Below are 22,210 nucleotides of genomic sequence, written 5' to 3' on the forward strand. Positions count from 1 at the left end.
ATTTAACCTGATCGAACTCAGATGTTGAAAAGTCGTCGGGTGTTTTCGGTTGTTTGCATCGAAAGCTCTTCAAAAGTAATGTCGCGCAGGCGGGCAATCGTCATTGCAATGTGTTGCAGAAAGGCCGGCTCATTGCGTCCTTTTTTAGGTTTGATGGCCAGATCCCTGGGCAGTAGGTAGGGCGCATCTGTTTCTAGTAATAAACGTTCAGGGGGGATCTCTTTCACCAGAGATTTGAGTGGTAGTCCTCTTCTTTCATCACAAATCCAGCCAGTGATTCCAATATAGAATCCTAAATCAAGGTAGTTGAATAAGGCGTTCTTATCCCCGGTAAAACAGTGCAGTACTGCTCCTTTTAGTTGTTGGCTATGCGGTTTAAGTAGTTGAACCTGTTTTTCAGTGGCATCGCGCTCATGCAGGAATAAAGGGAGTCGGGTAGATTTTGCGAGCTCTATTTGTTGCTCAAACGCGATGATTTGTTCTTCTGGTGTAGAAAAATTGCGGTTGAAATCGAGGCCGGTTTCACCAATAGCGACAATGCAACTTTGTTTGCTCAATGACGCCAGGTCCTCCATGACAATATCCGTCATTGATGACGCGTCATGCGGGTGGACGCCGGTTGTCGCAAACAGAAAGCCAGGATGCTGTTGGCATAGGGCAATGGCTTGTCTGGATGATGCCAAAGATGTTCCGGTAATGAGCATCGCACTGATGTGCGATGCTTTAGCTCTATTGATGACGTCGTCAATGTCGTGTTGAAAACGTTTGTCTGTTAAGTTTACGCCAATATCAATAAGTTCCGTCATGCCTATCAGAGCGTCGGTTGCTGGCGTGGTTTAGCGTCACTATTTAGCGCTAGCGATGCCGATTCACGTTTGTTGAACAGGCTGGTGCTTCTTGATGCCATCACATCGTAGATAACGCTGAAAGCTAATACATTTTGTACATAGTTCCGGGTTTCATCGAAAGGAATGGTTTCAATCCACGCATCCAATGGTAAGTCGCCTCTGGCTTGTAGCCACCTTTTGACGCGGTGCGGCCCTGCATTATAAGCAGCAGTAGCATAAGCGCGATTTCCTTCGAATGTTTCCAGTACCTCAGCCAGGTAAGCTGTACCTAATGCAATATTGGTGCGTGGCGTAAAGAGTTCGCTGGGGCCGCTATATTTAACATCATATCTTTTGGCTGTCATTTTGGCAGTGGCAGGCATCAGCTGCATTAACCCGCGAGCGCCGACTCTTGAGCGTGCTTGCTGATGAAAGGCACTTTCCTGGCGAGCCACGGCAATAGCCCAGGTTTGATAAATACCTCGCTCGCTGGTTAACTCCTCAAACAGCGAGCTATGCGGGTTAGGGAATCTGATATCCAGATCATCCCAGGCCTTTATTCGGGCAGCGCCGCGTATCGCTTGGTCATACCAGCCCCAGTCGTAGGCTATATGGGCCATCGCTAACTGATCATTTTCAGAAAGCGTTTTAGTGAGAAGGTTCCATTCAACACGGGCGGCATATTGATAATCAAAAGCCAATAATTCTTTAATACGCTGAACGGCAGGAAGCGCGCTTATTTTTTTCTTGTGAGCAGCGGTGATGCCTGATGGACGGTGATTCAGGTAAAACGGGTCGTTTGTCAGCTCAGATGCCAGAAAACCATAAAAACTTCTCTCTTTGGCTACGTCCGCATAATCGGCTTTTTGTTTTCCCGGGTTGAGGCGTTGTTGAGATGATACTTTCCAATAAGCCCAACGACCTTCTTTTTTAAGGTCCTCAGGTAATTTTTCGATAAGTGTGAGAACCGCTTGCCAGTCTTGCTTGGCGAGCTCGAGACGAATGCGCCATTCAGTCAGCTTTTCGTGACTGAACTCCGGATCGAGTTTGGCTAACATCTCATCAGCGTTGTCCCTGAACCCTTTGGCATATCGCATACCAAAGTATTCGTTTGTTTTATCGATAGTCGTTTGATCAAAAGCTAACCGAGAGCGTTCACGCAGCCATAGATCCGCTGCTGTATTAATATCAGAGCGTGCAATCTGGCGAATCGCATAGGCTGCCATGATTCCATGCTGCGTATTGTTTGCTGATAATAGTGTGGTATCGGTAATCAGATCCGGTTGCTCTTTAATGCGCCACCATAGCTCGATTTCTTTTTTTTGTGCTGATGTTGTTAAAAAGCGTTCCAAATATTTTGCTAATGCAAAGTCTCTTTTATGGATGGCACTCCAGAAGCGTACCTCTGCGACGCTTGGGGTCAGCTGTCCACTTTGGATCCATACCGAAAATAACGGATCGCAGGCCTTATTCTGTGAATAGCCAACCTGCCAGAGCTGCTTTGCGGAGGTGAAGGCTTCTTTTGTGTAACCGCTTTGGAACTGGGCGTTCGCTAGTTCGCACTGAAAGCGATTACTTTTAATAGGATATTCAGCGTAGGCTTGTATGAATTGTTGCCATTTTTTTTGCTGCAATAGATTGTCCAGTCTTGCGGTTTGGGCATCTTTTGCGAAGGGTGTTGCCTCGTTGTCTTTAATAAACCGGCTGACTGACTTGTCATCAAGTTGAGCAATGTCACGTGTTATCTGTCGTGCATGAAGATAGGGAGCCAGTGGGTAGTTTTTAAGTTCTGCAGTCAACTTATCAGCCAACGAAACGTCGTTTTTTTCGAAGGCCGTTTTGGCTTTCAGATATAACTGCTGATCAGAGGTGTTGGCCTGTGCTGTAGAGAGAGGAGCAACGAGGCTGAAAGAGGCGCTGACGAGAGCGACAGCCGTTAACAGTTTTTTTGTTTTTAACATTTTGTTATGCGCCTAGAGTTGAGTCAGTTATACCTAAGTGTAAAACAGCTTTGCAGAAAAAGGTAATAGATTAAAAAACTTTTATAGATATTCAATTCTTAGAAGTAGGTTTGACGTTTTGTTGTATAAAAAATAATCTCCCTCGTGCTTGTTTAGGTATTATGAAAAAACACAGCTGAAAAATATTCAGCTGTGTTTTGAAAATCAAAATTATCCGTTATTAAGGACCGCCTCCGGGAAGTGCTGACGTAATACTTTATTTTGGAATGGGTCGTTAAATCGACTATTAATAATGATAATGAATCGTTCAAAGGGGATCTTATTGTTGAGCGGCTCAACCCTTGTTATATTGTGGAAGATTTCATTGTCTTTTATATGTATTACTTCACCCGGCGCTAATGTGGTTTCTGTTATTTGATGATGGCCTGCTTTATCGCTGTAAAGGCTATTCGATCCTCCTGTTACATTCTGTCTGTTTATCACTAAAATACTTAAAAAATGACTGCCGTCCTGATGAATACCCTGTCCCTGTAATGGGTCCAGGAGCTGGTTCCCTTTAACCCCATTAATTTGCATGAGAATAGGTTCTTTCGGCTGTATTTTCCATAGATCCGCCCACGCTTTGACAAACTCCTGAACATCCTCTCTTTGTAAAAACTCTTCCTCCAGAGCAGGGTAGTGGCGTAATTTGTCGGCCATGGTTTTCGCATCGTTATATTTCCCCCCTTGAGCCATAGGGCAGTCGTGCAACGTATTGATATGGCCTGAATCATCAAGGTAAAGCCATGACATGCTTTTCCAACGGGTATCAACATAGGGGTCTTTTGGTAAGTTCTGCAGATAAGGTTGCCACTGCGCTAAGTTTATATGTTCCTCAATATTTGTTTTGCTCCAACTGCCTTCTAAAATATCCTGTTTTACATGAGATTCCCAGTAAGGGAGTTTTCCTAATAGAGGCTGTTGAATGGACGACCGGATATAATCTATATGGGTGTTTTTCATTATTTATTCCGCCTTTCATATGAGTCGATAAGCCTTGCTGCTTATCTTAGAGTAGCAACGAAAAGAATAGGAAGAGAGAGTAATTTGGTCGTTTTTTATTAGATAAAGTGAATTAAAACAAAATAATAATCCGACGGCTTTCATAAGGACACGGACGCGTTGAGCAAACGTCTATTTGTAATCATGCCTGGGTGCGTTTTTTTCATGGTGGAGGTTCTATAAAGGTGTAGTAAAAATAAAACAGTTTTGTCAGCCAAGGGCAGTGATGAATAAAACATTGTTATGTTTTCAGATGACAAAATCTATAAAATTGCAGCCTGTGTAATAGTCTTGGTTACTATGCAAAAGTGAACGTGAACGCGAGCTTAAACTTCAGATGTTGGCTTGCTTTTGCCTGGCTTAATAATCAAACAAAGAGGATTTATAGTGCGAGCGGCATTTTCTGAACTGGGAAGAGATATTTATCAGGTATCCGTTACTTTGTTTCGCTTAATGATTCCCGTCATTATTGTGGTCAAAATATTGGAAGAACTGGGCGCGGTTGAATATCTGGGGCTGTTTCTTGGGCCTGTGATGCAGAGTGTCGGTCTGCCTGAGTCGATGGGCTTGGTCTGGGCAACAACCATAGTGACGAATATATATGGAGGCATGTTGGTTTTTTTCTATATTCAGCACACTGAAGTGTTAACGGTGGCTCAAATAACGGTACTGTCAATTATGATGCTACTGGCACATGCGCTTCCGGTTGAAGCCCGGATAGCACAGCAAGCCGGAGTGCGCTTGCGCGTGACATTGTTGCTGAGAGTTGGTGGTGCTTTATTGTTAGGCGTTATGTTGCATCATTTCTATCGTTTTTTTGATTTGTTACAAGAGCCCGTCACGCTTATGTGGCAACCAGAAATGCCGGAGCCGGGGATGTTAGCCTGGTCTCTCAGTCAATTAAAAAGTTTACTGATGATTCAAGTGGTCATCATTGTACTTTTAGCCGCACTTAAAGTATTAAAAGTCATTGGTATAGTTTACTTTTGTGCTATTGGCGGTGTTTACCCGCCTGTTAAATCACTGTCCAGATGCATTCTGGCGGGCTCATTTGATGAACCGGCATATCCAACCGTTGGCGCCAGCCGAAACCTCTTAAAGAATCCGCTATATTGCTACTGCTAAATTCGCTAAAATGCTGGCTCATTTTTTCCTTATAGAGAACACCATGCCCCTGATTCGTCTTGATAAAGCCTCCGTTGCGTTTGGCTCCCGTCCCTTACTTGCTGATGTGGGTCTTAATATTGAACCGGGGGAGCGCATTGGTCTGGTAGGCTTGAATGGTGCGGGTAAATCAACTCTGCTTAAGGTGATCACGGGTCAGGTTCATCTGGATAATGGTGAAATATGGATTGATCCCTCTTGCCGTATTGCTGAATTAGCTCAGGCATTGCCTGCGGCGGATGAACGTAAGGTCTGGGATGTGGTGGCTTCCGGGGTACAGGAAGTAGTTGATATGCGTGCTCAGTATGATGAATTATCATCTGCGACTGATGCTAAGTCACTTGCTCAATTGGATCACTTGCTACATGAGCTGGAAGCAAATGATGGTTGGAGTTTAGAACAACGTGTAGAACGTGTGCTCACTCGTTTGAAGTTAGATGGCGAAGCCTTGATGTCTTCATTGTCTGGGGGGTGGCGCCGTCGGGCGGCATTAGGAACTGCATTGGTTCAGGAGCCTGATCTGCTGTTATTAGATGAGCCGACCAACCATCTGGATATTGATACTATTGAATGGCTTGAAAAGCAGCTGTTGGAGTTTCGTGGTGGGGTTCTGTTTATCTCGCATGACCGTGCATTGGTTGATCACCTGGCCACACGTATCATCGAATTAGACCGGGGTATTTTAACGTCTTTTAACGGTAACTATACCTCTTATACTGAGCAGAAACAGATCCTGCTGGAGCAGGAAGAGCGTAATAACGCACTTTTTGATAAAAAACTGGCACAAGAAGAAGTGTGGATTAGACAGGGTATTAAAGCACGCCGCACCCGTAACGAAGGACGGGTACGTGCGTTGGAATCATTGCGACGTGAACGTTCTGATCGGTTAAACCGCCAGGGTAAAGCCAGTTTCAATCTGGAGGCCGCGCAACGTTCAGGTAAGTTGGTTGCTGAGCTGGAAAACGTAACGGTTGGCTTCAAGGGCAGTACGGTTATTAAGAACTTTTCTGCATCGATACAACGGGGCGACAGAATTGGTTTAATCGGCCCTAACGGTGCAGGTAAAAGCACGCTGTTAAAACTCATTCTGGGCGAACTCAAGCCCGATAGTGGCAGTGTTTCGCATGGTACGAAACTTGAAGTTGCTTATTTTGACCAGCTTCGTGGTCAACTGGATCCTGAGAAATCTGTTATAGATAATATTTCTGAAGGACGTGAAGCGATTGAGATCAATGGCCAACGCCGCCATATCATCAGTTATCTGCAAGATTTTCTGTTTGCACCAGAACGGGCAAGAACACCGTTAAAAGCCTTATCCGGAGGAGAGTGTAACCGTGTATTGCTGGCACGTTTGTTTAGTCAGCCTGCTAACTTATTGGTGCTTGATGAGCCGACAAATGACCTTGATGTTGAAACGCTTGAACTTCTGGAAGAGATCTTGATGGACTTTAAGGGAACGGTCCTGTTAGTCAGTCATGACAGAGCGTTTCTAGATAATGTGGTGACCAGCTCTTTCGTCTTCGAAAATGGTGGGGTTAACAGCTATATCGGTGGGTATCAGGACTGGCTGAGACAACGTCCGGTGATGGCGAAAGAGAAGCCGCCAGCAAAAGCGGGATTGAGTCAGGCGGGAGCGGCACCTGGTACCTCATCGCAAGCGGCAGCTCCGGCCAAAAAAGCATCTAAACTGAGCTATAAACTACAGCGTGAACTGGAACAGCTGCCTGTTGAGCTGGAAGCTGCAGAGCTAGCCCTGGAAGTGTTGATGGCGGAAACAGCGTCAGCAGGTTTTTATGAAAAAGACCATGCCGTTGTCACAGAGAAGCTTGCGCTGCTGCAGGAGCAGGAACGCAAGATTGAAGTGTTGATGGAGCGCTGGGTCGAATTAGAAGCGATGTAATGCTATTTTTCGGGCTCATAAACCCTGATAGCGAGGACATCGCACGGCGCGCCATGTAATACGCTGTTAGCGGTTGAGCCTAATAATAAAGCCAATCCATGGCGTCCATGACTGCCGACAACAATCAGGTCGCAGCCTTTTTCTTCGGCCATATGATGGATTTCAGATTCCGTATGGCCGGTAATGACCTGCTGGGATTCAACGGGGTAATTAAGTTTTTCAGAGAATACCGATAACTTGGTGCGCGCATGCTCATCCAGTTGATTCTGCACCGTGGTAAGATCCATCGGAACATCGCCACCATAAGCAAAACTCAGAGGCTCAATAACATGTAAAACCGTTACAGATGCCTGGTTGTTTTGTGCAATAGCACGGGTTTTCTCAATCAGCTGGTCGGACTCCTCTGATAGGTCGACAGCCAAGAGAATTTTCGAATAAACGGCCATTAGATTAATCCTCACTATTGAATTTATTTCAGTCTATCATATCGCAGCATTATAAAATTTTGATTGCCATCAATAGAATATGAGTGTTAAAGGAAATTTTTAAGATGAAAGTTTTTATTATCGTTGTTGTTGTTATGTCGCTGTTGGGTTCATTCATGTGGATGATGCCGACACAACGCGAAAAATTTCAGGCGCAACTTCGCTTAAAAGCAAAAAAAGAGGGTTTTATGGTTCAGCTCGTCAGGCTCACTGCACCAAGAGCCGAAGGGGAGATGGATGGGAATGTCCGCAACACGCCAGCTTACCGTTTGCCGAGATCGAATTTAGATAAAAGAGAAGTCAGTGCGATGGCTCCCTGGCAGATTTTTCGAGTCAAAGCGATAGCCAATGAAGGCTTACCAGAAGGGTGGAGCTGGAAATTGGGCGAGCGTGTGTTATCCGAACCGCAGTTACGGGTATTAAATGAAGCGATCAGTATGCTCCCTTCTGATGTGATGGCGCTAGAATCAACCCCCGTCAATGTAACCGCTTTCTGGAACGAAAGTAGCGGTGAAGAGCAGTTGGCGATGCTCAAGGCATCATTAGAAAAATTAATTCAGGGTAAAATATGAGCAAGAATATATCGCATAAGCCTGTGTGTCAGGCAGGCAAGTATCGCCATTATAAGGGTAATGAATACGAAGTGATTGATCTGGTCAGACACTCTGAAACCGAGGAATGGCTGGTGTTGTATCGCCCTCAGTATGGTGACGCAGGTCTTTGGGTTCGGCCTTATAAGATGTTTTTTGAAAAAGTAACACTGGCAGGCGGACAGGTGGTCGATCGGTTTGCGAGGTTGTAATGAGCGTTAAATTGCATCCAAGAAACCTGCATCAGGGACGCTATGATTTAAGTGCGTTAAGCCTTACCTGTCCGGAGCTTAACACCTTCCTGCGGCCAAATCCTAAAGGTGATCAGACAATCGACTTTAGTGATGACAAAGCAGTCGTGTGTTTAAATAAAGCGTTGCTGGCTCATTATTATCATATTGATCATTGGCAGATTCCTGAAGGTTATTTATGTCCCCCTATTCCGGGGCGTGCTGATTACGTCCACTATCTGGCAGATCTGCTGGCGGAATCCAATGTGGTGGATAATAAATATCCCACCGGCAGAAAAGTACGCGTACTGGATATCGGAAGTGGCGCGAACTGCATTTACCCTATTATCGGTAGTCAGAGTTACGGTTGGCAGTTTGTCGGATCAGATATTGATGCGCTGGCGATTAAAGTAGCTGGTGTGATTGTCCAATCGAATAACTGCCTGAGTAAACAGGTTAAATTGCTTCATCAAAAAGACAGTGAGTCTGTTTTTAACGGGGTAATTAAGCCAACCGATCGGTTTGACCTGAGCATGTGTAACCCTCCGTTTCATGCATCAATGCAGGAGGCACAAGCGGGCAGTCAGCGCAAATGGCAAAATCTCAGCAAAGGCAGGGATCAGCTGCATAGCAAGCCTGCAGGTAATGCTTCGGTTAAGAATAGCAGAGCAGAAATAAACCAGCCAAAACTGAATTTTGGTGGACAACAGTCAGAGCTCTGGTGCCCGGGGGGAGAGCTGGCTTTTGTAGAACGAATGGTGAAAGAGAGTGTCGGTTTTGCCGGCCAGGTATGCTGGTTTACCAGTTTAGTGTCTAAGAAAGAGAATATTAAGCCACTGACACAGATTATAAATCGCTTGGGCGCGCAGCAGTGTAAGGTAATCAAAATGAGCCAAGGACAAAAGAGTAGTCGATTAATTGCCTGGAGTTTTCTGACTCATGGCCAGCAGCAAGCGTGGGCCGAAGAGTATTGGTGTTGATAATGGATTCAGCGGTTCTACATTCCTCCCTTCAAGAGCATTTCGGATTTTCGCACTTTCGCGAAGGCCAAGAGCAAGCTGTTCGACAACTATTAGCCGCAGAGTCTTCTCTGGCTATCTTCCCTACCGGATCAGGCAAGTCGCTTTGTTATCAGTTGGCGGCTTTGCATTTACCGCATCTCACATTAGTCGTGTCACCTTTATTAGCATTGATGAAAGATCAGTTGGATTTTCTTGCCAGCAGAGGCATACCTGCGGCGAGTTTAGATTCAACCCTGACCGCCGAGCAAAGTAAAACGGTGATGTCGGATAGCCGCGCGGGAAAGATTAAAATTCTGATGGTGTCGGTTGAGCGTTTTAAGAATGAGAGATTTCGTCATTTTATAGAATCAATTCCAGTATCGATGCTGGTGGTCGATGAAGCGCATTGTATCTCTGAATGGGGGCATAATTTTCGTCCGGATTATTTGAAATTGCCTGCATATCGTTCGGCATTGAATATTCCTCTGGTGTTGTTGTTAACGGCGACGGCTACACGCAAAGTAAAACAGGATATGGCGCAAAAGTTTGGTATTGCGCAAGAGCATATCGTGCAGACTGGTTTTTATCGGTCTAATCTGGACCTGTCAATTGTGCCGGTGAGTGCTTCCGATAAAGATGCGCACCTGATCGAAGCTATTCGACAGCAAGCCGTTCAGCAAGTTAGTGAGCAAAAAGGAGGGGCAGGCATTGTCTATGTGACCCTGCAGCGCAGTGCCGAGCAGGTGGCTGAGCTGTTATGCCGGCATCAGATAAATGCGGTGGCATACCACGCGGGGTTGCCCAGTGAGCGGCGACAACAGATACAGGTTGATTTTATGGCAGGCCGGGCGCAGGTGGTTGTCGCAACCATTGCGTTTGGCATGGGCATAGATAAAGCAGATATTCGATTTGTCATCCATTACGATCTGCCTAAATCCATAGAAAACTATAGTCAGGAGATTGGCCGGGCAGGACGCGATGGTGCGGCATCACATTGTATAACATTGGCGAATCTGGATGGTCTTAATACCGTAGAAAATTTTGTTTACGGTGATACCCCTGAGCACAGCGCTATTGAATATCTAGTAAAGACGATCAAGGATGAAACGAGGGATGTAGGCGGGCATGGCGTAGCTAATAGCCAAACTAATAACCAAACAAATAACCAAACAAATAACCAAACAAATAACCAAACAAATAACCAAACAAATAACCAATGGGAGCTGCAGTTAGTCGGCTTATCGAATGAGAGTAATATTCGCCAATTACCACTGAAAACTTTGCTGGTACAGCTTGAACTGTTGGGTGTCGTACGACCTTTGTATGCTTATTTTGCAGAGTTTAAATTTAAATTCCTCAAGCCAAAAGAAGAAATTGTGGCGATGTTCCAAGGGGAGCGACAGGCCTTTTTAGCGGCTGTTTTTGCGCATACTGCGTTTAAGAAAGTTTGGGGAGAGCCCGATTTTGATGCGCTGTTTCAAAGCTATCAATGTGATCGATCCCGTGTGGTCGCCGCATTGGAATACTTACAGCAGATGCGTTGTATTACTTTGGAAACGAAACGCATTACGGAAGTGTTTAGTGTGGATTTGGATCTGTTAGTTAAAACGGATCTAGCCGAAACACTGCACCACTATTTTGTTGATAAAGAGCAAAAAGAGATAAAAAGGATTGCTGCGCTGGTAAGATTTTTTGAGTTGGATCGATGTTTGAATCACCATCTATCGCTCTATTTTGATGATGAGCATGCGCCTGAAAACTGTGGTCATTGTTCGGTATGTCGCGGCCAGGTTGCAAAGCTTGAGTATTCGACCCCGCCGCATTGGCCCTCTGATCAGCAGATCAGTCAAGTCCTGGAGGGACTCAAAAGGCATATGGCTGCGAAGTCAGTACATGCCTCGTCAATAATACAGACAACCGATAACCTTAGTCGTTTTTTGGCCGGTATCAGTGTCCCTGTTTTCAGCCGCCATAAGATACGTCAGTTACCCGGGTTTGGACTGTGTGAGCATTTACGCTATGAAGAGATTCGACTTAAGGTACAAAATTTGACGTGCGTTTTATAGATGAAACATTGTAGTGCCTATTTAGCGCTTAGCGTTCCACAATAATCAACGCCCTCAGTAACTCAAAGAGTTATCCTGAAAGGCGTTGGCTGGGCAGAGTGTCATTATTCAGGAGCTAGATAAGCAAATTAAATAACCGAATTAAATAACAGAGCTAAATAACGCCTCTTCGTTCCTGATCGCGTTCAATTGATTCAAACAACGCCTGGAAGTTTCCTTCACCAAATCCAAGGTTTTCTTTTCGTTGGATTAATTCGATGAAGATGGGGCCAAATAGGTTTTTGGTAAATATCTGCAGGAGATATCCAGAATCATCGCCATCAACCAGTACTTGATGTCGCTGAATTTTTTTAGGATCTTCGGTTACATGAGGTACGCGGTTAAAGACTTCGACGTAGTAACCATCATGAATATCCAGTGTGTCTATGACAGAGCGATCCATTTTATCAAGCGAGCTTAGCAGGTTGTTTGAGCGAAAAGCGATATGCTGTACACCTGGTCCGTTGTACTGGTCCAGATATTCATCAATCTGGTTGTTAGTATCACCTTTGCCTTCGTTAATCGGAATACAAAAACTACCATCCGGAGAGCGTAACGCATAAGAAATCAATGCTGTTTTCTGGCCTTTGATATCAAAATAGCGAACCTCTTCAAAACCAAACACGTTTTTGTAAAAGTTAGCCCAGGTTTCCATGGTGCCTTTTATTAACGTTGTTAGTAAGGTGATCGATCTCGATAAAGCCGAGATTTTCGACAATCGTTGGGGCGTCCAGTGCAACAAAATCATCGTGATAAATAGAGCCGTTAGCGCCAAATTTATCGATAAAGTAGATTAAGCTATCGCCTATACCATAAATGGCAGGATAAGGAAGATCGGTAGTCGCTGGGTCAGCCGCTTTGGCGCCACGTTTGACCGCTTCAACCAATGCTGTTTTCGCATTATCTACTCGCCAGCCCATTGAGCAGATGGCGGGACCATGACGACGAGTAAAATCAGCAGAAAAACCAGACTTCTCTTTATTGAGCAGAAAGTGAATATCATTCTGGTTGTAGTAATAGATCTCTTTATCATGGTGGCGTTTGAGTTTAGAGGAGCCAAAAGCTGAAAATACGCTATCCATGAACTCCGTGTCTTGGCTGGTGAATTCAGTAAATTCGATGCCTCTAAGGCCAATGGGATTTTTATCAGCGTTCATAGGTTTATCCTTCATTTATGCTCTTTTTTATTCTAGATAAGCTTGGGTTGGGCATTTTTTATAATGTGTTGTTGGTGCAGCGTTATACTCAATACGTTAATCTGTCCGATGATTCAAAAAAAGCGTAATATTTGATACCTTATGATCAAATAATTCGATGGTGTTTATGGCAGTGGATTTAGAGTCGTTACGGGTGTTGAGTGCTGTCGTTGAGACAGGGAGCTTTGCTAAAGCCGCTGATCGATTACATAAAACCCAGTCGTCAGTGAGTTACCAGATCAGTAAATTAGAGCAGCAGCTGGGGGCTCAGGTGTTTGATCGCAGTAGCTATCGGGCTAAGCTGACACCTGTTGGGCTGAGAATTCTGGAAGAGGGACGGCGGTTATTGCAACAAGCAGCTTATGTTGCCCGCTTAGTTGACCAGTTTTCTGAGGGGTGGGAACCAAAACTTGAGTTAGTCGTGGATGGAATGTTACCGACGGCGCCAGTCTTAGGTGTTTTGAAAGAGATGACGGATCTTGCCATTCCTACCCGAATTCAGTTTTGTACTGAATTTCTGGGCGGAGTACAGCAACGTTTTGAGCAGCAGCAGGCTGACTTGATGCTGGTACTGGATTATCAGACTGATCCTGCTTACAGTGCGATATCATTGCAAGCTTTGGAAGTAGTCTTAGTGGTTAGTCGTGAGCATCCGTTGGCGGCTCGCCAGGCACTGGATACCCGCGAACTACATGCCTTTGTCGAGTTAACCGTACATGACTCCAGTTATAGTTCTGCTTACGGAGGTTTACAAACTTTTGGAGGCGAGCGGGTTTTTTATCTGAGCGACTTTAGAACAAAAAAAGAAGCGTTACTGCAGGGTTTAGGTTTTGGCTGGATGCCTTTAGAGCAGATACGCCATGAATTACTCAACGGTCAATTACAGGAAGTTGACTATCAGGGAGGTTCACGATTCTCATATTCGCCACTGCTTGTTTTCCGAAAAAATGAACCACTGGGAAGAGCAGGGGAGATGTTAAAGGAAAAGCTTCAACAGGTATTTGGTTAGTGTAAATAAACAGATGTGAAGAATTACACTTAAACTGTCGTTATAAACGAGATAAATAAACGAGAGTTTAAAACGAAAGTTAACGGCGTGATATTTCGCGCATCAAGCTACTTAGGTCAAGTCCCATCTGATCAGCCATTTTTTCAACGTCGCTGGTTTTACGAGGCGGGGCTTTCATTGCTGCTTTTCGCTTGTCACTCTTACGCTTTTTCTCCTGGACTTTTTGTTCGAGGTCTTGCTGAAACTGATCGAGCTGCTGAAGACTGAGAGAGCGCAATGTTGAAACAAATTCTTCTTCTGTCATTAGTATTGGAAACGCCTTTTTACGAAATAACGAATGAGTCTAAAAATTAAGATGGACTGAATCTAGCGGAGCATATGATATGTTCGTATTGATTTTAGCATAAGTAAATATTTTTACGTTGTTTCTTTAAAATTTAATCCGCAGCCTTTAAGTACCATCCGGGTAATCAAGTTGGCAGCTGTTTGATAATCCTGAGTGTCGAGTGCTTTTTTCCCTGTGACTTTAGCAATCTGCCAATCAAAATCTGCATAGGTTTGAGTAGAAGCCCATATCATAAAGAGAAGGTGTTGAGGATCAACGGCTTCCATTTTTTCATCGGCAATCCATTGGTTGATCCGTGCTGTCATCTGTGTAGTTTGCTGCATCAGCTTGTCTGTTACATCCTGAGTCAGATGGGGAGCACCATGCATGATTTCACTGGAAAAAACTTTAGAGGCATGCGGGTGTTGTTGCGAAATATGAATTTTAGTGTGGATATATTGTTCTAACGCGATGCCCGGCTCATCGTATATCTCAAAAGCGTTAGAGGCCTTTAGTAAGGGGTCGATGATTGATTCGAGTACGCAGCGATACAGCTTCTCTTTGCTCTGGAAATAGTAGTAGATATTCGGCTTGGGCAGATCTACTTTATTAGCAATGTCCATAATTTTGGTAGCCGCATAGCCTTTTTCAGCAAACTCAATACAAGATGCTTTAAGAATACGTTCGCTGTTGATTTCACGGATTCTGCCCATATGTTTTTTTAATCCAAAAGCTTTTTAGTTCAAAGGTGAGTTACGCAGACTATATAAACCAGGCTGTTAATAATAAGCATAGTGCACAGATGTTAAAAAATCTTCGTCCTATTAGGGCTTGTTTTGGACGTTGATTGCCATAGGACGTATGTATGAAAAATGATCATATAGCCGTTTTTATGGGGTAAATAGGTTGTAAAGCAGGCTTTTATACAGATAAAGTCATTTTTTTGAAGGTTACCGCTTTATTGTATTCACTAATGTGCGTCTGTATCCCTAAGTACTTTGAACCACAAAACTGCGTTTTCTGAATTTCACATATAAACATCATGTATCAGTAATAACCGCTATTTTTTTGACTCCATTTGATAAAAATCTTATAGTCTTTTTCCGGATGAATAGTCCGGTTTCGTTCTCGGGGCGGGGTGCAATTCCCCACCGGCGGTAAAAGTAAGGAGTGCACATGTCACCTTGTTACTTAAGCCCGCGAGCGCCTTTTGATACAGATCTGATATAGAGTTTGTTGCAAAAGGGTCAGCAGATCTGGTGAGACTCCAGAGCCGACGGTTATAGTCCGGATGATAGAGAGCGTGTCAGACAAGAACACACCGCTGTTGATACGGTGAGTTGTTTAATGCCGTACAGGTTTCCTGTTGAAAAGGTATTAGTTGTCTGCCCGTTCGCCCTGATTCAGTATCTTATGATGGATTTTACCAATGAATCAGAGCTCAGCGAATACGCAGTTGTTAGATGTTAAAACCCAACATATCGCATTTATCCACGCCTCCTGGCATACCGATATTGTCCTTAATTGCCTGGAAGGCTTTCGGACTCAAATGGCTGAGTCTGGATATGATATCGATAAAATCGACGTTTTTCCGGTACCTGGCGCTTATGAAATTCCTCTGCAGGCTAAGCTGTTAGCAAAAACCGGCCAGTATGCCGCCATTGCATGTAGTGGCTTGGTGGTCGATGGTGGTATTTATCGACATGATTTTGTTGCCCAAGCGGTATGTACTGGTTTAATGCAGGTGCAGCTAGAAACCGAAGTGCCGGTATTAACCGCAGTCCTGACACCGCACCACTTTCATGACGGCGATGAACATAGTGAGTATTTTCTTCGCCACTTCATTAAAAAAGGACGTGAGCTTGCGAATGCCTGTGATGGGGCAATTAAGCTGACAGCATCTGTCAAGGCACGTATTCTCTGAAAACACGTATAATCTAAAAAGGAGAACTATCTATAAATAAGGACTCTCTTAGAATAAGTACTTTCTGAGAATAAGGACTATCGATATCTTAGGTGTGCCAAATGATAATAGAGTGTTAAGCGTATGAGTATTACCGGCACGTCTCGAATTCTACTTTCGGGCTCAGAATTAACGAGTTCCAATGTAATCGCTTTCGTTAGTCGTATTCCCCGTGCTGAAATGCAGCAGTGGTTAATCGCTCTGAATGAATTGTTGCCCGACAATGATGTTCGCTTATTCGATAGCCTGACGGCGCAGCAAAAACAGCTATGCACTTTAGCTGTGGTTGCCAATCCGGATCCGGCAGAACTTCGCCAGCTACCGAACTTGCAATGGGTGCACAGTACCTGGGCTGGTGTAGAGCGTATGGTGGCTGAGCTTTCAGTCACTGAACGGCTACCTATCGTTCGCTTGGTAGACCCGACATTAGCGCACACCATGGCAGAAGCCGTATTAGCCTGGACACTATACTTGCACCGCGATATGCCTGCTTATCGCGAACAGCAAGCCAGTGCTCAGTGGTTGCAGCGGCCTTATATCGCTGCGTGTGAGCGAACCGTGGGGATATTGGGCTTAGGCAAGTTGGGTGCCCTGAGTGCCGAACGTCTGGAGGCTAATGGTTTTAACGTTTTAGGCTGGAGCCGCCAACAGAGAAGGTTAAAAAATATCCGAACGTTTGCCGCAACAGATGGGCTGGCATCCATGTTGGCACAGAGCGATATTGTGGTGAATTTACTACCCTTGACTAACGAAACACGAGGCTTACTGAATACTGCCCGCTTTGCCCAATGTAAGCAGGGAGTGTCCATCATTAATTTTGGTCGTGGTGCAACTGTGAGCGAAGCTGACTTACTAAGCGCGTTGGATGCAGGCATCGTTTCACATGCCGTTCTGGATGTATTTGAAGCGGAGCCGCTAGCTGCCAGCCACCCTTATTGGTCGCATGCCAACATCACCGTTCTGCCGCACATCTCTGCACCCACCTGTCTTGGCAGTGCCAGTAAAATCGTGGCCAACAATATAAAGGAATACTTTAAATCAGGACGGATACCTGAAGCGGTAGATCGCCAGTTAGGCTATTGAGCGAACTATTTATTCCAATAGTAGTCAAGTTTCCAAAGCCAAATCTGCACAAAATCGGGTAACGATATATCCGAAATCAGACTCAGGAATTGCGCATCAGCGTTGTGTACATGGCGGTATAAAAAAGAGCTGCCATCAGACGTATGTAGCCATATAAAACCGCTAAGATTCAGTATAACCGTTATCCAAAACACAAAACGAAAGTCCTGCTTTGAAGACTTATGGCGTAGTTTTTGTTGCGCCAGCAAAGCCCCGGGCCAGCCACCGAGTATTGCACATAAGTGCAACGTACTTTCCTTCGTTCGCCAGCGACCATTGATTGCCGCTGACTTATCAAAGGCATAGATGATAAAGGTGATAACACTGATCACTAAATAAAAGGCGGGCACCAAAAAGGGAAGGGTGTGAATGACAACAGATGCAATGGAAAAGATCGCGAAAGCGCTGATAAGCATAAAACCAAGTATTTTGTTCATATCGAATCTTCAGTGGTCACTGGTAGGTAATTAGTGGCAAGTAGTCTGTTGCGTTTATTGATAAGTACCGTTGCCTTTGCTTTTAGCTTTGTACAGGGCGTTGTCAGCAAAAGATAACAATGTTTCAGTGGTGGTTCCGTTATCGGGGTAGGTTGCAATGCCAATACAACAACTGATATCTACTGGGTTGTTATCTACTTTGAATGTCCTGCTGAGAGTATTAATCAGTATTTTGGACAGGGTAGTAACTTCTTCTCTGGTGAGATGATTTTCCAATAGTAAGACGAACTCATCGCCCCCGTAGCGTGCCAATGTATCAGATTTGCGAATTGACTGTGTCATGCGACGGGCCGCTTCTTGTAGTACCTTATCTCCAAATGCATGGCCTTTTGCATCATTAATGGTCTTAAATTTATCTAAATCAATGTATAGCAGCGTGAAGGTGCCTTGGTTTCTTTCACATTGGTTAATCAAGTGAGAGATGCGTTCGAGTAACAAATACCGATTAGGGATTTGAGTTAGTTGGTCATAGTGAGCCAGTTGTAGGAGCTGTTCTGATTTTCTTATACGTTCGGTAATATCTCTATTGATGCCAAGTGCGCCAATGATCTGATCGTTATCGTCGAGTAATGGTACACACATGGATTCAATCCAGCCTATCGACCCATCTTTGCGTAGCATTTTTACTTCGCCCGTCCACTTACCAAATTCTTCAACAGCCGCAATAACCTCAGCTGTAATGTGTGCAGAGTCTTGGGGCACATGCAGCATACAAACGGGTTGACCAATGGCTTCTGCTTGAGAATAGCCGTAAAGATCTTCAGAGCCGTTGTTCCAATCGGTGATAATACCCTGTAAATCAGTAATCACGACTGAGTCAAATAGGTAATCGAAAGCGATTGCGCGCTGTTCTTTCTTTTTTTCATCCATACCCAAGTAAGCTCACTCAGCAGTAGTGTCACAATCAAAGTTATGCAGATAGCCGAAAAGTATGGTTTTCGCCTATATGTTCCAGTAGCTATATGTTTCTGGTACATGATGGTGTTCTGGTAACAGTATAGTTAACTATAGGTAGATACTATTCGAAAAATAAAATGATGAGTAATTTTTATAAAAACAAAACCACTAATATTTTATCTAATTAGTTAATCAGAAAAAACGAAATGCCTTATTTGCAAACTTGTGCCACACTGCGCGCTTTTTAGTATTCAGAATTTTTTCCATGGAAACACAAATTATATATGCTTTTGCAACGGGCCAGCAGGCAACCCGCTTTTTGAATGCATTAAAGGTATGGAGCGTCGCTGATGTGAAAGTGAAGCTACATCGGGGTGCGGATAAAGTGAAGGTGTCTTACTACTTTTCAGGTAAGGGCTTTGATGCCACCAGCTCGCAGTTAGATGAATTGGCAGAGTTCTATGGCGGCAGGGAATTATTGTAAGCTCAGATCTGTGTGCATACGTCTTATGTATAAACCTTGTGTACTAACCTTTATTTAAAGATAAGCATAGGTTTGGAGACAGCAGTAGTTCAGGCGAAACGCATGTCATAACGGTAGATTTTTAAGTTTATAGCGCTTACTCTGATTAATATTGCTTGTTGAATTCGTCACGGATGTAATGCCAGACGAGTACAGCGCAGCTAGGGCGCACAGAATAACTGAGAAACACTGGCGTCATAGTAAACCAAGAGGGGCTACATTATGAGCGCCCACGATCAACCGCTTTTCTTCATTCTTGTCGGCATTTGTGCTTTTCTTTTCTTCGTTGCCTGTCTGCGCCACTACAGCTCGCGTAATTTCTTACCACCTGAATCCTGGTTATTGCTGGCGGGTGTCGTTTACGGTTCTGTGCAACACAATTATGTAGCAACACTACCTGTTATCGAGCTTTCGCCTGAGTTGGTGATCTGGCTGTTACTGCCTATTATTATCTTCGCCAGCGCCCGCAATACTTCAATCCCAGCCCTGCGAAAGGAGGCTCTGCCAATCTTTTGCTTCGCAGGCTTAGGGGTTATTTTGACACTATTTCTTATTGGTATACCTCTTTCGTGGATGATGTCGATTCCGTTAGCAGATGGTTTGTTTTTTGCCGCGGCAGTTGCAGCAACAGACCCTTCTGCGGTAGCGGCTATTTTCCAACGCTTTCCTATTCCCGAACGGTTAAATATTTTACTGGAAGGGGAGTCGACGTTTAATGATGGAACGGCGATCGTGCTTTTCAGTTTAATGGCTGCGTTGGCCTTAACCGATGTGCCGCTATCTCTGACACAGGCTCTGATGCAATTTGTTTGGTCTATTGCCGGGGCTATACCTCTGGGCTTGGCATTGGGTTGGTTGGCAGGAAAGCTAGTACTGCACTGGCGTGAACAGAACCGTTTTTCCGGCCTGACTCTGACATTATTACTGGCATATGGAAGCTATTTGTTAGGCGAGGGAGTGCTGCATGTTTCCGGTGTTATTACCGTATTGTGTGCCTCCCTGGCATTTATTCGCAGCCGCCAGGCAGGTGCACAACCTAAAGAAGGTGAATTGTTTACGTCCTTTTGGGAATATTTAGAAGTTTTAGCGGGCAGTATATTGTTTTTTTCACTGGGAACCGCCGCCGGAGCGCATGATTTTCCGATTAACTGGGCACTCCCGGGTGTCGTCATTGTGTTGTTAGTGTCGCGAGCCGTGGTGGTTTATGGCGGCTCACTGTTACTGCGCTCGGTACGTAAACCATTACCATTACCGTGGCAGCATGTGATGATGCTCGGTGGTTTACGTGGTGCAGTGTCTGCCGCTCTGGTGCTGATGATCCCTGCGGACTACATTTATCGCTTCGAAATGTTATGTTTGGTTTTTGTTTTATGCCTTTATACTCTGGTGGTTCATCCGCCGTTGCTGCGTTTATACTTACAGAAAGTAGAGTTAGCCGAGACACCTGAGCGAAAATAATAACGTTAATAACACCTGTAAATATCACTGAAAACGGCTTGCTGGGAATTTAAAAATGAACGGTGTTGAAACGTGACCCTCTTATTTAACTTCTCGAATTCAGCTTCTTAATTCAACTACCTACCAAATTGCCTTTCACAGGGAATGCCATCATGGTCGCCATCCATTTTAGTATTTGGGCAATGGCGAATAAAATATACAGCTTCTTCGTACGATCTCATTTGTGAGCAATGCTCTCGGCCATCACAAGTGTATGATGGCTGAGGAGCGGCTTGTATTTTGCTTGTCACGGGTGCGAATGATGAGATGCTTGGAAGTGAGTGGGTTCCTGTCTGATTATCTGAATAATACTGCCATCCACCAAAACCGAGCAATCCAATAAGTAGTAATTTTTTCATCTAACCATCCTCCTTGACTTATCTGCCTGGATTTATATTCCCTGACGATCTGCATGGCCCTGAATTAACCCGGGGTTATGCAGTTCATTGTTGCTTTATATTCTTTTCTTTGTGCTAGGTACTATTAAGCTTGTTCTATCAGTCTTGTAGTTTTTGGTCTGGTCGATAAAAGTAAAAGAGTACAAGCGAGCTAATAGCACCTAATGTATCGGATAGCATATCTTTTTGAGCATCCCATATATCACCTTGCGAACCTAAGAACTCAACACCTGCATCACCACCTTCGAGCGCAGCATACCACCACTCAATAATTTCATAAGCGGCAGCAACACTCATAATGAAGAACAAGCTAAATGTCATCGCTAATTTAAAACCGCAATCGCCTTTACGTAATAACCACTCGGCCATCGCAAACGCATAAAATCCGATGGTAAAATGACCTATGCGATCAAAATGGTTGCGCTCAGCGCCCAGCAGCTCCGTTACCCAGCCAAAAGGGACATTGGCAAATGTGTAATGTCCGCCAACCGTATGCCAAAAGATCCAGATAAAAACCAACCCATAAGCCAGATTACTGAAGCGGAATAGGTGGAACGTAAACACAAAAGTCAGGAAGATCACAACGACAGGGATGATCTCTGCGATCCACACATCACGTGAAACCGGGTTGATAGCCAACACAATCGAAAAAATCAGATAGGTTCCAGCAAGGATATGTGGAAAATATTTACTAATCATTAATAGAGGCTCTTCAGGGCAGGTGTCATCAGTATCGGTTTATGCCGCTAATTAGATGTTAACTTCCAACAAATGGCAAGGGTTACAAACGTACAGTTTAGCATCACGGCTAGAGTTGATGTCGAAAACAAGCTATCCATTACTATGGCTGGTATGAGTGCGAAATTGGCTGGGTAGTTCTACCCTGCAGTGCGCGACAGAGTAGTGTTGCCAGATGCTAAGCAGTAGTAAATACTGTTTCCACTGGTGGTGGGTTACGTAAAGTTTGTTGTACTACACAGCATCGCTCTGCGCCTATTTGTAGTTTCTGCAGCATGGTAGGATCGGTACCTTCTTTGGCACGTAGCTGGACTGTACATCGTATGTTTTGAAAACCTACCGGGACGCTCTTTTCTATACCCATTGCGCCACGTACATCTACTGTTGCTTCGACGTTTACTTGAAGAAATTCCAGTTCGATGCCCAATAAATTAGCCACCATACGGATGGAAGAATCTTGGCAGGCGGCCAGTGCTGCACATAGCATATCGCCGGGTGTGGGGGCATCGTGCAAGCCACCGAGTGCGCGGTGGACACCAATAGGCACATTTACACCACAGCCTTGCATCGGTTCAACTATTGAGTGAAAGGGATCGCTGGCATCTGGACCGGAGGTGCGGGCATGATCCGTTACCATGGCTGTATCAGGCGATGCTTTGTATTGAGCTCGCAGAGGCTGTTGCGCTTCATTAACGTTTACGTTTGTCATGATTGATCCCCGCTAGATTGTTCGTTGAACCG

General features: G+C 44.6%; 24 protein-coding genes and 1 riboswitch. Of the genes, 11 read left to right on the forward strand and 13 right to left on the reverse strand.

All coding sequences use genetic code 11. From position 1 onward, the window contains the following. Nucleotides 1–17: 17 nt before the first annotated feature. The 3 genes from BM099_RS06560 to BM099_RS06570 all read right to left on the reverse strand — a co-directional run bounded on the left by BM099_RS06560 (nt 18) and on the right by BM099_RS06570 (nt 3,790). Complete coding sequence (locus BM099_RS06560) at nt 18–806, reverse strand: TatD family hydrolase (protein ID WP_090725950.1); 789 nt, start codon at nt 804–806, stop codon at nt 18–20. A gap of 5 nt (nt 807–811) precedes the next feature. Next, nucleotides 812–2,788 carry a transglycosylase SLT domain-containing protein gene (locus BM099_RS06565; RefSeq protein ID WP_090725952.1) on the reverse strand — a complete coding sequence of 659 codons (1,977 nt, stop codon included), beginning with the start codon at nt 2,786–2,788 and terminating at the stop codon, nt 812–814. A 210-nt stretch (nt 2,789–2,998) separates the two neighbouring features. Continuing rightward, nucleotides 2,999–3,790, reverse strand: coding sequence for a 2OG-Fe dioxygenase family protein (locus tag BM099_RS06570; RefSeq protein WP_090725954.1), 792 nt, complete (start codon nt 3,788–3,790; stop codon nt 2,999–3,001). Between the two features lie 426 nt (nt 3,791–4,216). Between BM099_RS06570 and BM099_RS06575 the strand changes: the two genes are divergently transcribed. Continuing rightward, nucleotides 4,217–4,954 carry a hypothetical protein gene (locus BM099_RS06575; RefSeq protein WP_090725956.1) on the forward strand — a complete coding sequence of 246 codons (738 nt, stop codon included), beginning with the start codon at nt 4,217–4,219 and terminating at the stop codon, nt 4,952–4,954. A 43-nt stretch (nt 4,955–4,997) separates the two neighbouring features. After that, nucleotides 4,998–6,893: an ATP-binding cassette domain-containing protein gene (locus tag BM099_RS06580; protein ID WP_090725958.1), complete on the forward strand. Its 1,896-nt coding sequence runs from the start codon at nt 4,998–5,000 to the stop codon at nt 6,891–6,893. Nucleotides 6,894–6,895: 2 nt separating this feature from the next. Here the strand turns inward: BM099_RS06580 and BM099_RS06585 are convergent, their stop codons facing one another. Then, nucleotides 6,896–7,339 carry a universal stress protein gene (locus BM099_RS06585; protein ID WP_090725960.1) on the reverse strand — a complete coding sequence of 148 codons (444 nt, stop codon included), beginning with the start codon at nt 7,337–7,339 and terminating at the stop codon, nt 6,896–6,898. A gap of 104 nt (nt 7,340–7,443) precedes the next feature. On the opposite strand from BM099_RS06585, the gene BM099_RS06590 reads away from it, so the two are divergent. The 4 genes from BM099_RS06590 to BM099_RS06605 are packed head-to-tail and all read left to right on the forward strand — an operon-like array spanning nt 7,444 to nt 11,265. After that, entirely contained in the window at nt 7,444–7,950 is a 507-nt protein-coding gene (locus tag BM099_RS06590) for a hypothetical protein (protein ID WP_090725963.1), read from the forward strand. After that, a complete protein-coding gene (locus BM099_RS06595) occupies nt 7,947–8,180 on the forward strand; it encodes a DUF1653 domain-containing protein (protein ID WP_090725965.1) in 234 nt (77 codons plus the stop codon). Before BM099_RS06590 ends, BM099_RS06595 begins: the two co-directional genes overlap by 4 nt. Beyond that, on the forward strand, nt 8,180–9,178 hold the full coding sequence (rlmF, locus tag BM099_RS06600) for a 23S rRNA (adenine(1618)-N(6))-methyltransferase RlmF (protein WP_090725967.1): 999 nt from the start codon (nt 8,180–8,182) through the stop codon (nt 9,176–9,178). The genes BM099_RS06595 and rlmF overlap by 1 nt, the downstream gene beginning before the upstream one ends. 2 nt (nt 9,179–9,180) lie before the next feature. Next, nucleotides 9,181–11,265 carry a RecQ family ATP-dependent DNA helicase gene (locus BM099_RS06605; RefSeq protein ID WP_090725969.1) on the forward strand — a complete coding sequence of 695 codons (2,085 nt, stop codon included), beginning with the start codon at nt 9,181–9,183 and terminating at the stop codon, nt 11,263–11,265. A 154-nt stretch (nt 11,266–11,419) separates the two neighbouring features. Here BM099_RS06605 and BM099_RS20630 read toward each other — a convergent pair whose 3' ends face one another. Beyond that, nucleotides 11,420–11,959: a VOC family protein gene (locus tag BM099_RS20630; protein ID WP_232348975.1), complete on the reverse strand. Its 540-nt coding sequence runs from the start codon at nt 11,957–11,959 to the stop codon at nt 11,420–11,422. Then, nucleotides 11,943–12,461: a VOC family protein gene (locus tag BM099_RS20635; RefSeq protein ID WP_232348976.1), complete on the reverse strand. Its 519-nt coding sequence runs from the start codon at nt 12,459–12,461 to the stop codon at nt 11,943–11,945. The genes BM099_RS20630 and BM099_RS20635 overlap by 17 nt, the downstream gene beginning before the upstream one ends. A gap of 166 nt (nt 12,462–12,627) precedes the next feature. On the opposite strand from BM099_RS20635, the gene BM099_RS06615 reads away from it, so the two are divergent. Further along, nucleotides 12,628–13,509 (forward strand): LysR family transcriptional regulator, encoded by an 882-nt coding sequence (locus tag BM099_RS06615; RefSeq protein WP_090726196.1) that lies wholly within the window; start codon nt 12,628–12,630, stop codon nt 13,507–13,509. Between the two features lie 79 nt (nt 13,510–13,588). On the opposite strand, the gene BM099_RS06620 is transcribed toward BM099_RS06615, so the two are convergent. Continuing rightward, nucleotides 13,589–13,813 carry an H-NS family histone-like protein gene (locus BM099_RS06620; RefSeq protein ID WP_090725970.1) on the reverse strand — a complete coding sequence of 75 codons (225 nt, stop codon included), beginning with the start codon at nt 13,811–13,813 and terminating at the stop codon, nt 13,589–13,591. Between the two features lie 113 nt (nt 13,814–13,926). Beyond that, nucleotides 13,927–14,547 carry a TetR/AcrR family transcriptional regulator gene (locus BM099_RS06625; RefSeq protein ID WP_090725972.1) on the reverse strand — a complete coding sequence of 207 codons (621 nt, stop codon included), beginning with the start codon at nt 14,545–14,547 and terminating at the stop codon, nt 13,927–13,929. 407 nt (nt 14,548–14,954) lie between these two features. Further along, nucleotides 14,955–15,141: riboswitch (FMN riboswitch) on the forward strand. 122 nt (nt 15,142–15,263) lie between these two features. Here BM099_RS06625 and BM099_RS06630 point away from each other — a divergent pair. Both BM099_RS06630 and BM099_RS06635 read left to right on the forward strand, forming a co-directional pair. Next, on the forward strand, nt 15,264–15,758 hold the full coding sequence (locus BM099_RS06630) for a 6,7-dimethyl-8-ribityllumazine synthase (protein ID WP_090725974.1): 495 nt from the start codon (nt 15,264–15,266) through the stop codon (nt 15,756–15,758). A 123-nt stretch (nt 15,759–15,881) separates the two neighbouring features. Continuing rightward, the gene (locus tag BM099_RS06635; RefSeq protein ID WP_090725976.1) at nt 15,882–16,880 is read left to right on the forward strand and encodes a 2-hydroxyacid dehydrogenase; all 999 of its coding nucleotides are present in this window, start codon (nt 15,882–15,884) and stop codon (nt 16,878–16,880) included. A 5-nt stretch (nt 16,881–16,885) separates the two neighbouring features. Here the strand turns inward: BM099_RS06635 and BM099_RS06640 are convergent, their stop codons facing one another. Both BM099_RS06640 and BM099_RS06645 read right to left on the reverse strand, forming a co-directional pair. Continuing rightward, a complete protein-coding gene (locus tag BM099_RS06640) occupies nt 16,886–17,356 on the reverse strand; it encodes a DUF1294 domain-containing protein (RefSeq protein ID WP_090725978.1) in 471 nt (156 codons plus the stop codon). Nucleotides 17,357–17,410: 54 nt separating this feature from the next. After that, on the reverse strand, nt 17,411–18,286 hold the full coding sequence (locus BM099_RS06645) for a sensor domain-containing diguanylate cyclase (RefSeq protein WP_090725980.1): 876 nt from the start codon (nt 18,284–18,286) through the stop codon (nt 17,411–17,413). Nucleotides 18,287–18,578: 292 nt separating this feature from the next. On the opposite strand from BM099_RS06645, the gene BM099_RS06650 reads away from it, so the two are divergent. Continuing rightward, complete coding sequence (locus tag BM099_RS06650) at nt 18,579–18,797, forward strand: hypothetical protein (protein ID WP_090725982.1); 219 nt, start codon at nt 18,579–18,581, stop codon at nt 18,795–18,797. A 261-nt stretch (nt 18,798–19,058) separates the two neighbouring features. After that, on the forward strand, nt 19,059–20,294 hold the full coding sequence (locus tag BM099_RS06655; RefSeq protein WP_090725984.1) for a cation:proton antiporter: 1,236 nt from the start codon (nt 19,059–19,061) through the stop codon (nt 20,292–20,294). Nucleotides 20,295–20,410: 116 nt separating this feature from the next. On the opposite strand, the gene BM099_RS06660 is transcribed toward BM099_RS06655, so the two are convergent. From BM099_RS06660 to BM099_RS06670, 3 genes are all read right to left on the reverse strand, one after another. Beyond that, nucleotides 20,411–20,692 (reverse strand): excalibur calcium-binding domain-containing protein, encoded by a 282-nt coding sequence (locus BM099_RS06660; RefSeq protein ID WP_090725986.1) that lies wholly within the window; start codon nt 20,690–20,692, stop codon nt 20,411–20,413. Between the two features lie 138 nt (nt 20,693–20,830). Beyond that, a complete protein-coding gene (locus tag BM099_RS06665; RefSeq protein ID WP_090725988.1) occupies nt 20,831–21,430 on the reverse strand; it encodes a DUF2238 domain-containing protein in 600 nt (199 codons plus the stop codon). Nucleotides 21,431–21,647: 217 nt separating this feature from the next. Next, nucleotides 21,648–22,178 carry an OsmC family protein gene (locus BM099_RS06670; RefSeq protein WP_090725989.1) on the reverse strand — a complete coding sequence of 177 codons (531 nt, stop codon included), beginning with the start codon at nt 22,176–22,178 and terminating at the stop codon, nt 21,648–21,650. Between the last annotated feature and the right edge of the window lie 32 nt (nt 22,179–22,210).

The organism is Neptunomonas qingdaonensis, from assembly GCF_900113275.1.
GTDB lineage: Bacteria > Pseudomonadota > Gammaproteobacteria > Pseudomonadales > Balneatricaceae > Neptunomonas > Neptunomonas qingdaonensis.

Coding starts and splice junctions, on each gene's coding strand:
- BM099_RS06660 (WP_090725986.1), bottom strand. CDS start 20,692: ATGAAAAAATTACTACTTATTGGATTGCTCGGTTTTGGTGGATGGCAG.
- BM099_RS06615 (WP_090726196.1), top strand. CDS start 12,628: ATGGCAGTGGATTTAGAGTCGTTACGGGTGTTGAGTGCTGTCGTTGAG.
- BM099_RS06640 (WP_090725978.1), bottom strand. CDS start 17,356: ATGAACAAAATACTTGGTTTTATGCTTATCAGCGCTTTCGCGATCTTT.
- BM099_RS06655 (WP_090725984.1), top strand. CDS start 19,059: ATGAGCGCCCACGATCAACCGCTTTTCTTCATTCTTGTCGGCATTTGT.
- BM099_RS06635 (WP_090725976.1), top strand. CDS start 15,882: ATGAGTATTACCGGCACGTCTCGAATTCTACTTTCGGGCTCAGAATTA.
- BM099_RS06580 (WP_090725958.1), top strand. CDS start 4,998: ATGCCCCTGATTCGTCTTGATAAAGCCTCCGTTGCGTTTGGCTCCCGT.
- BM099_RS06670 (WP_090725989.1), bottom strand. CDS start 22,178: ATGACAAACGTAAACGTTAATGAAGCGCAACAGCCTCTGCGAGCTCAA.
- BM099_RS06585 (WP_090725960.1), bottom strand. CDS start 7,339: ATGGCCGTTTATTCGAAAATTCTCTTGGCTGTCGACCTATCAGAGGAG.
- BM099_RS06565 (WP_090725952.1), bottom strand. CDS start 2,788: ATGTTAAAAACAAAAAAACTGTTAACGGCTGTCGCTCTCGTCAGCGCC.
- BM099_RS06590 (WP_090725963.1), top strand. CDS start 7,444: ATGAAAGTTTTTATTATCGTTGTTGTTGTTATGTCGCTGTTGGGTTCA.
- BM099_RS06665 (WP_090725988.1), bottom strand. CDS start 21,430: ATGATTAGTAAATATTTTCCACATATCCTTGCTGGAACCTATCTGATT.
- rlmF (WP_090725967.1), top strand. CDS start 8,180: ATGAGCGTTAAATTGCATCCAAGAAACCTGCATCAGGGACGCTATGAT.
- BM099_RS06560 (WP_090725950.1), bottom strand. CDS start 806: ATGACGGAACTTATTGATATTGGCGTAAACTTAACAGACAAACGTTTT.
- BM099_RS06620 (WP_090725970.1), bottom strand. CDS start 13,813: ATGACAGAAGAAGAATTTGTTTCAACATTGCGCTCTCTCAGTCTTCAG.
- BM099_RS06650 (WP_090725982.1), top strand. CDS start 18,579: ATGGAAACACAAATTATATATGCTTTTGCAACGGGCCAGCAGGCAACC.
- BM099_RS20630 (WP_232348975.1), bottom strand. CDS start 11,959: ATGGAAACCTGGGCTAACTTTTACAAAAACGTGTTTGGTTTTGAAGAG.
- BM099_RS06630 (WP_090725974.1), top strand. CDS start 15,264: ATGAATCAGAGCTCAGCGAATACGCAGTTGTTAGATGTTAAAACCCAA.
- BM099_RS06625 (WP_090725972.1), bottom strand. CDS start 14,547: ATGGGCAGAATCCGTGAAATCAACAGCGAACGTATTCTTAAAGCATCT.
- BM099_RS06595 (WP_090725965.1), top strand. CDS start 7,947: ATGAGCAAGAATATATCGCATAAGCCTGTGTGTCAGGCAGGCAAGTAT.
- BM099_RS06645 (WP_090725980.1), bottom strand. CDS start 18,286: ATGGATGAAAAAAAGAAAGAACAGCGCGCAATCGCTTTCGATTACCTA.
- BM099_RS06570 (WP_090725954.1), bottom strand. CDS start 3,790: ATGAAAAACACCCATATAGATTATATCCGGTCGTCCATTCAACAGCCT.
- BM099_RS06605 (WP_090725969.1), top strand. CDS start 9,181: ATGGATTCAGCGGTTCTACATTCCTCCCTTCAAGAGCATTTCGGATTT.
- BM099_RS20635 (WP_232348976.1), bottom strand. CDS start 12,461: ATGAACGCTGATAAAAATCCCATTGGCCTTAGAGGCATCGAATTTACT.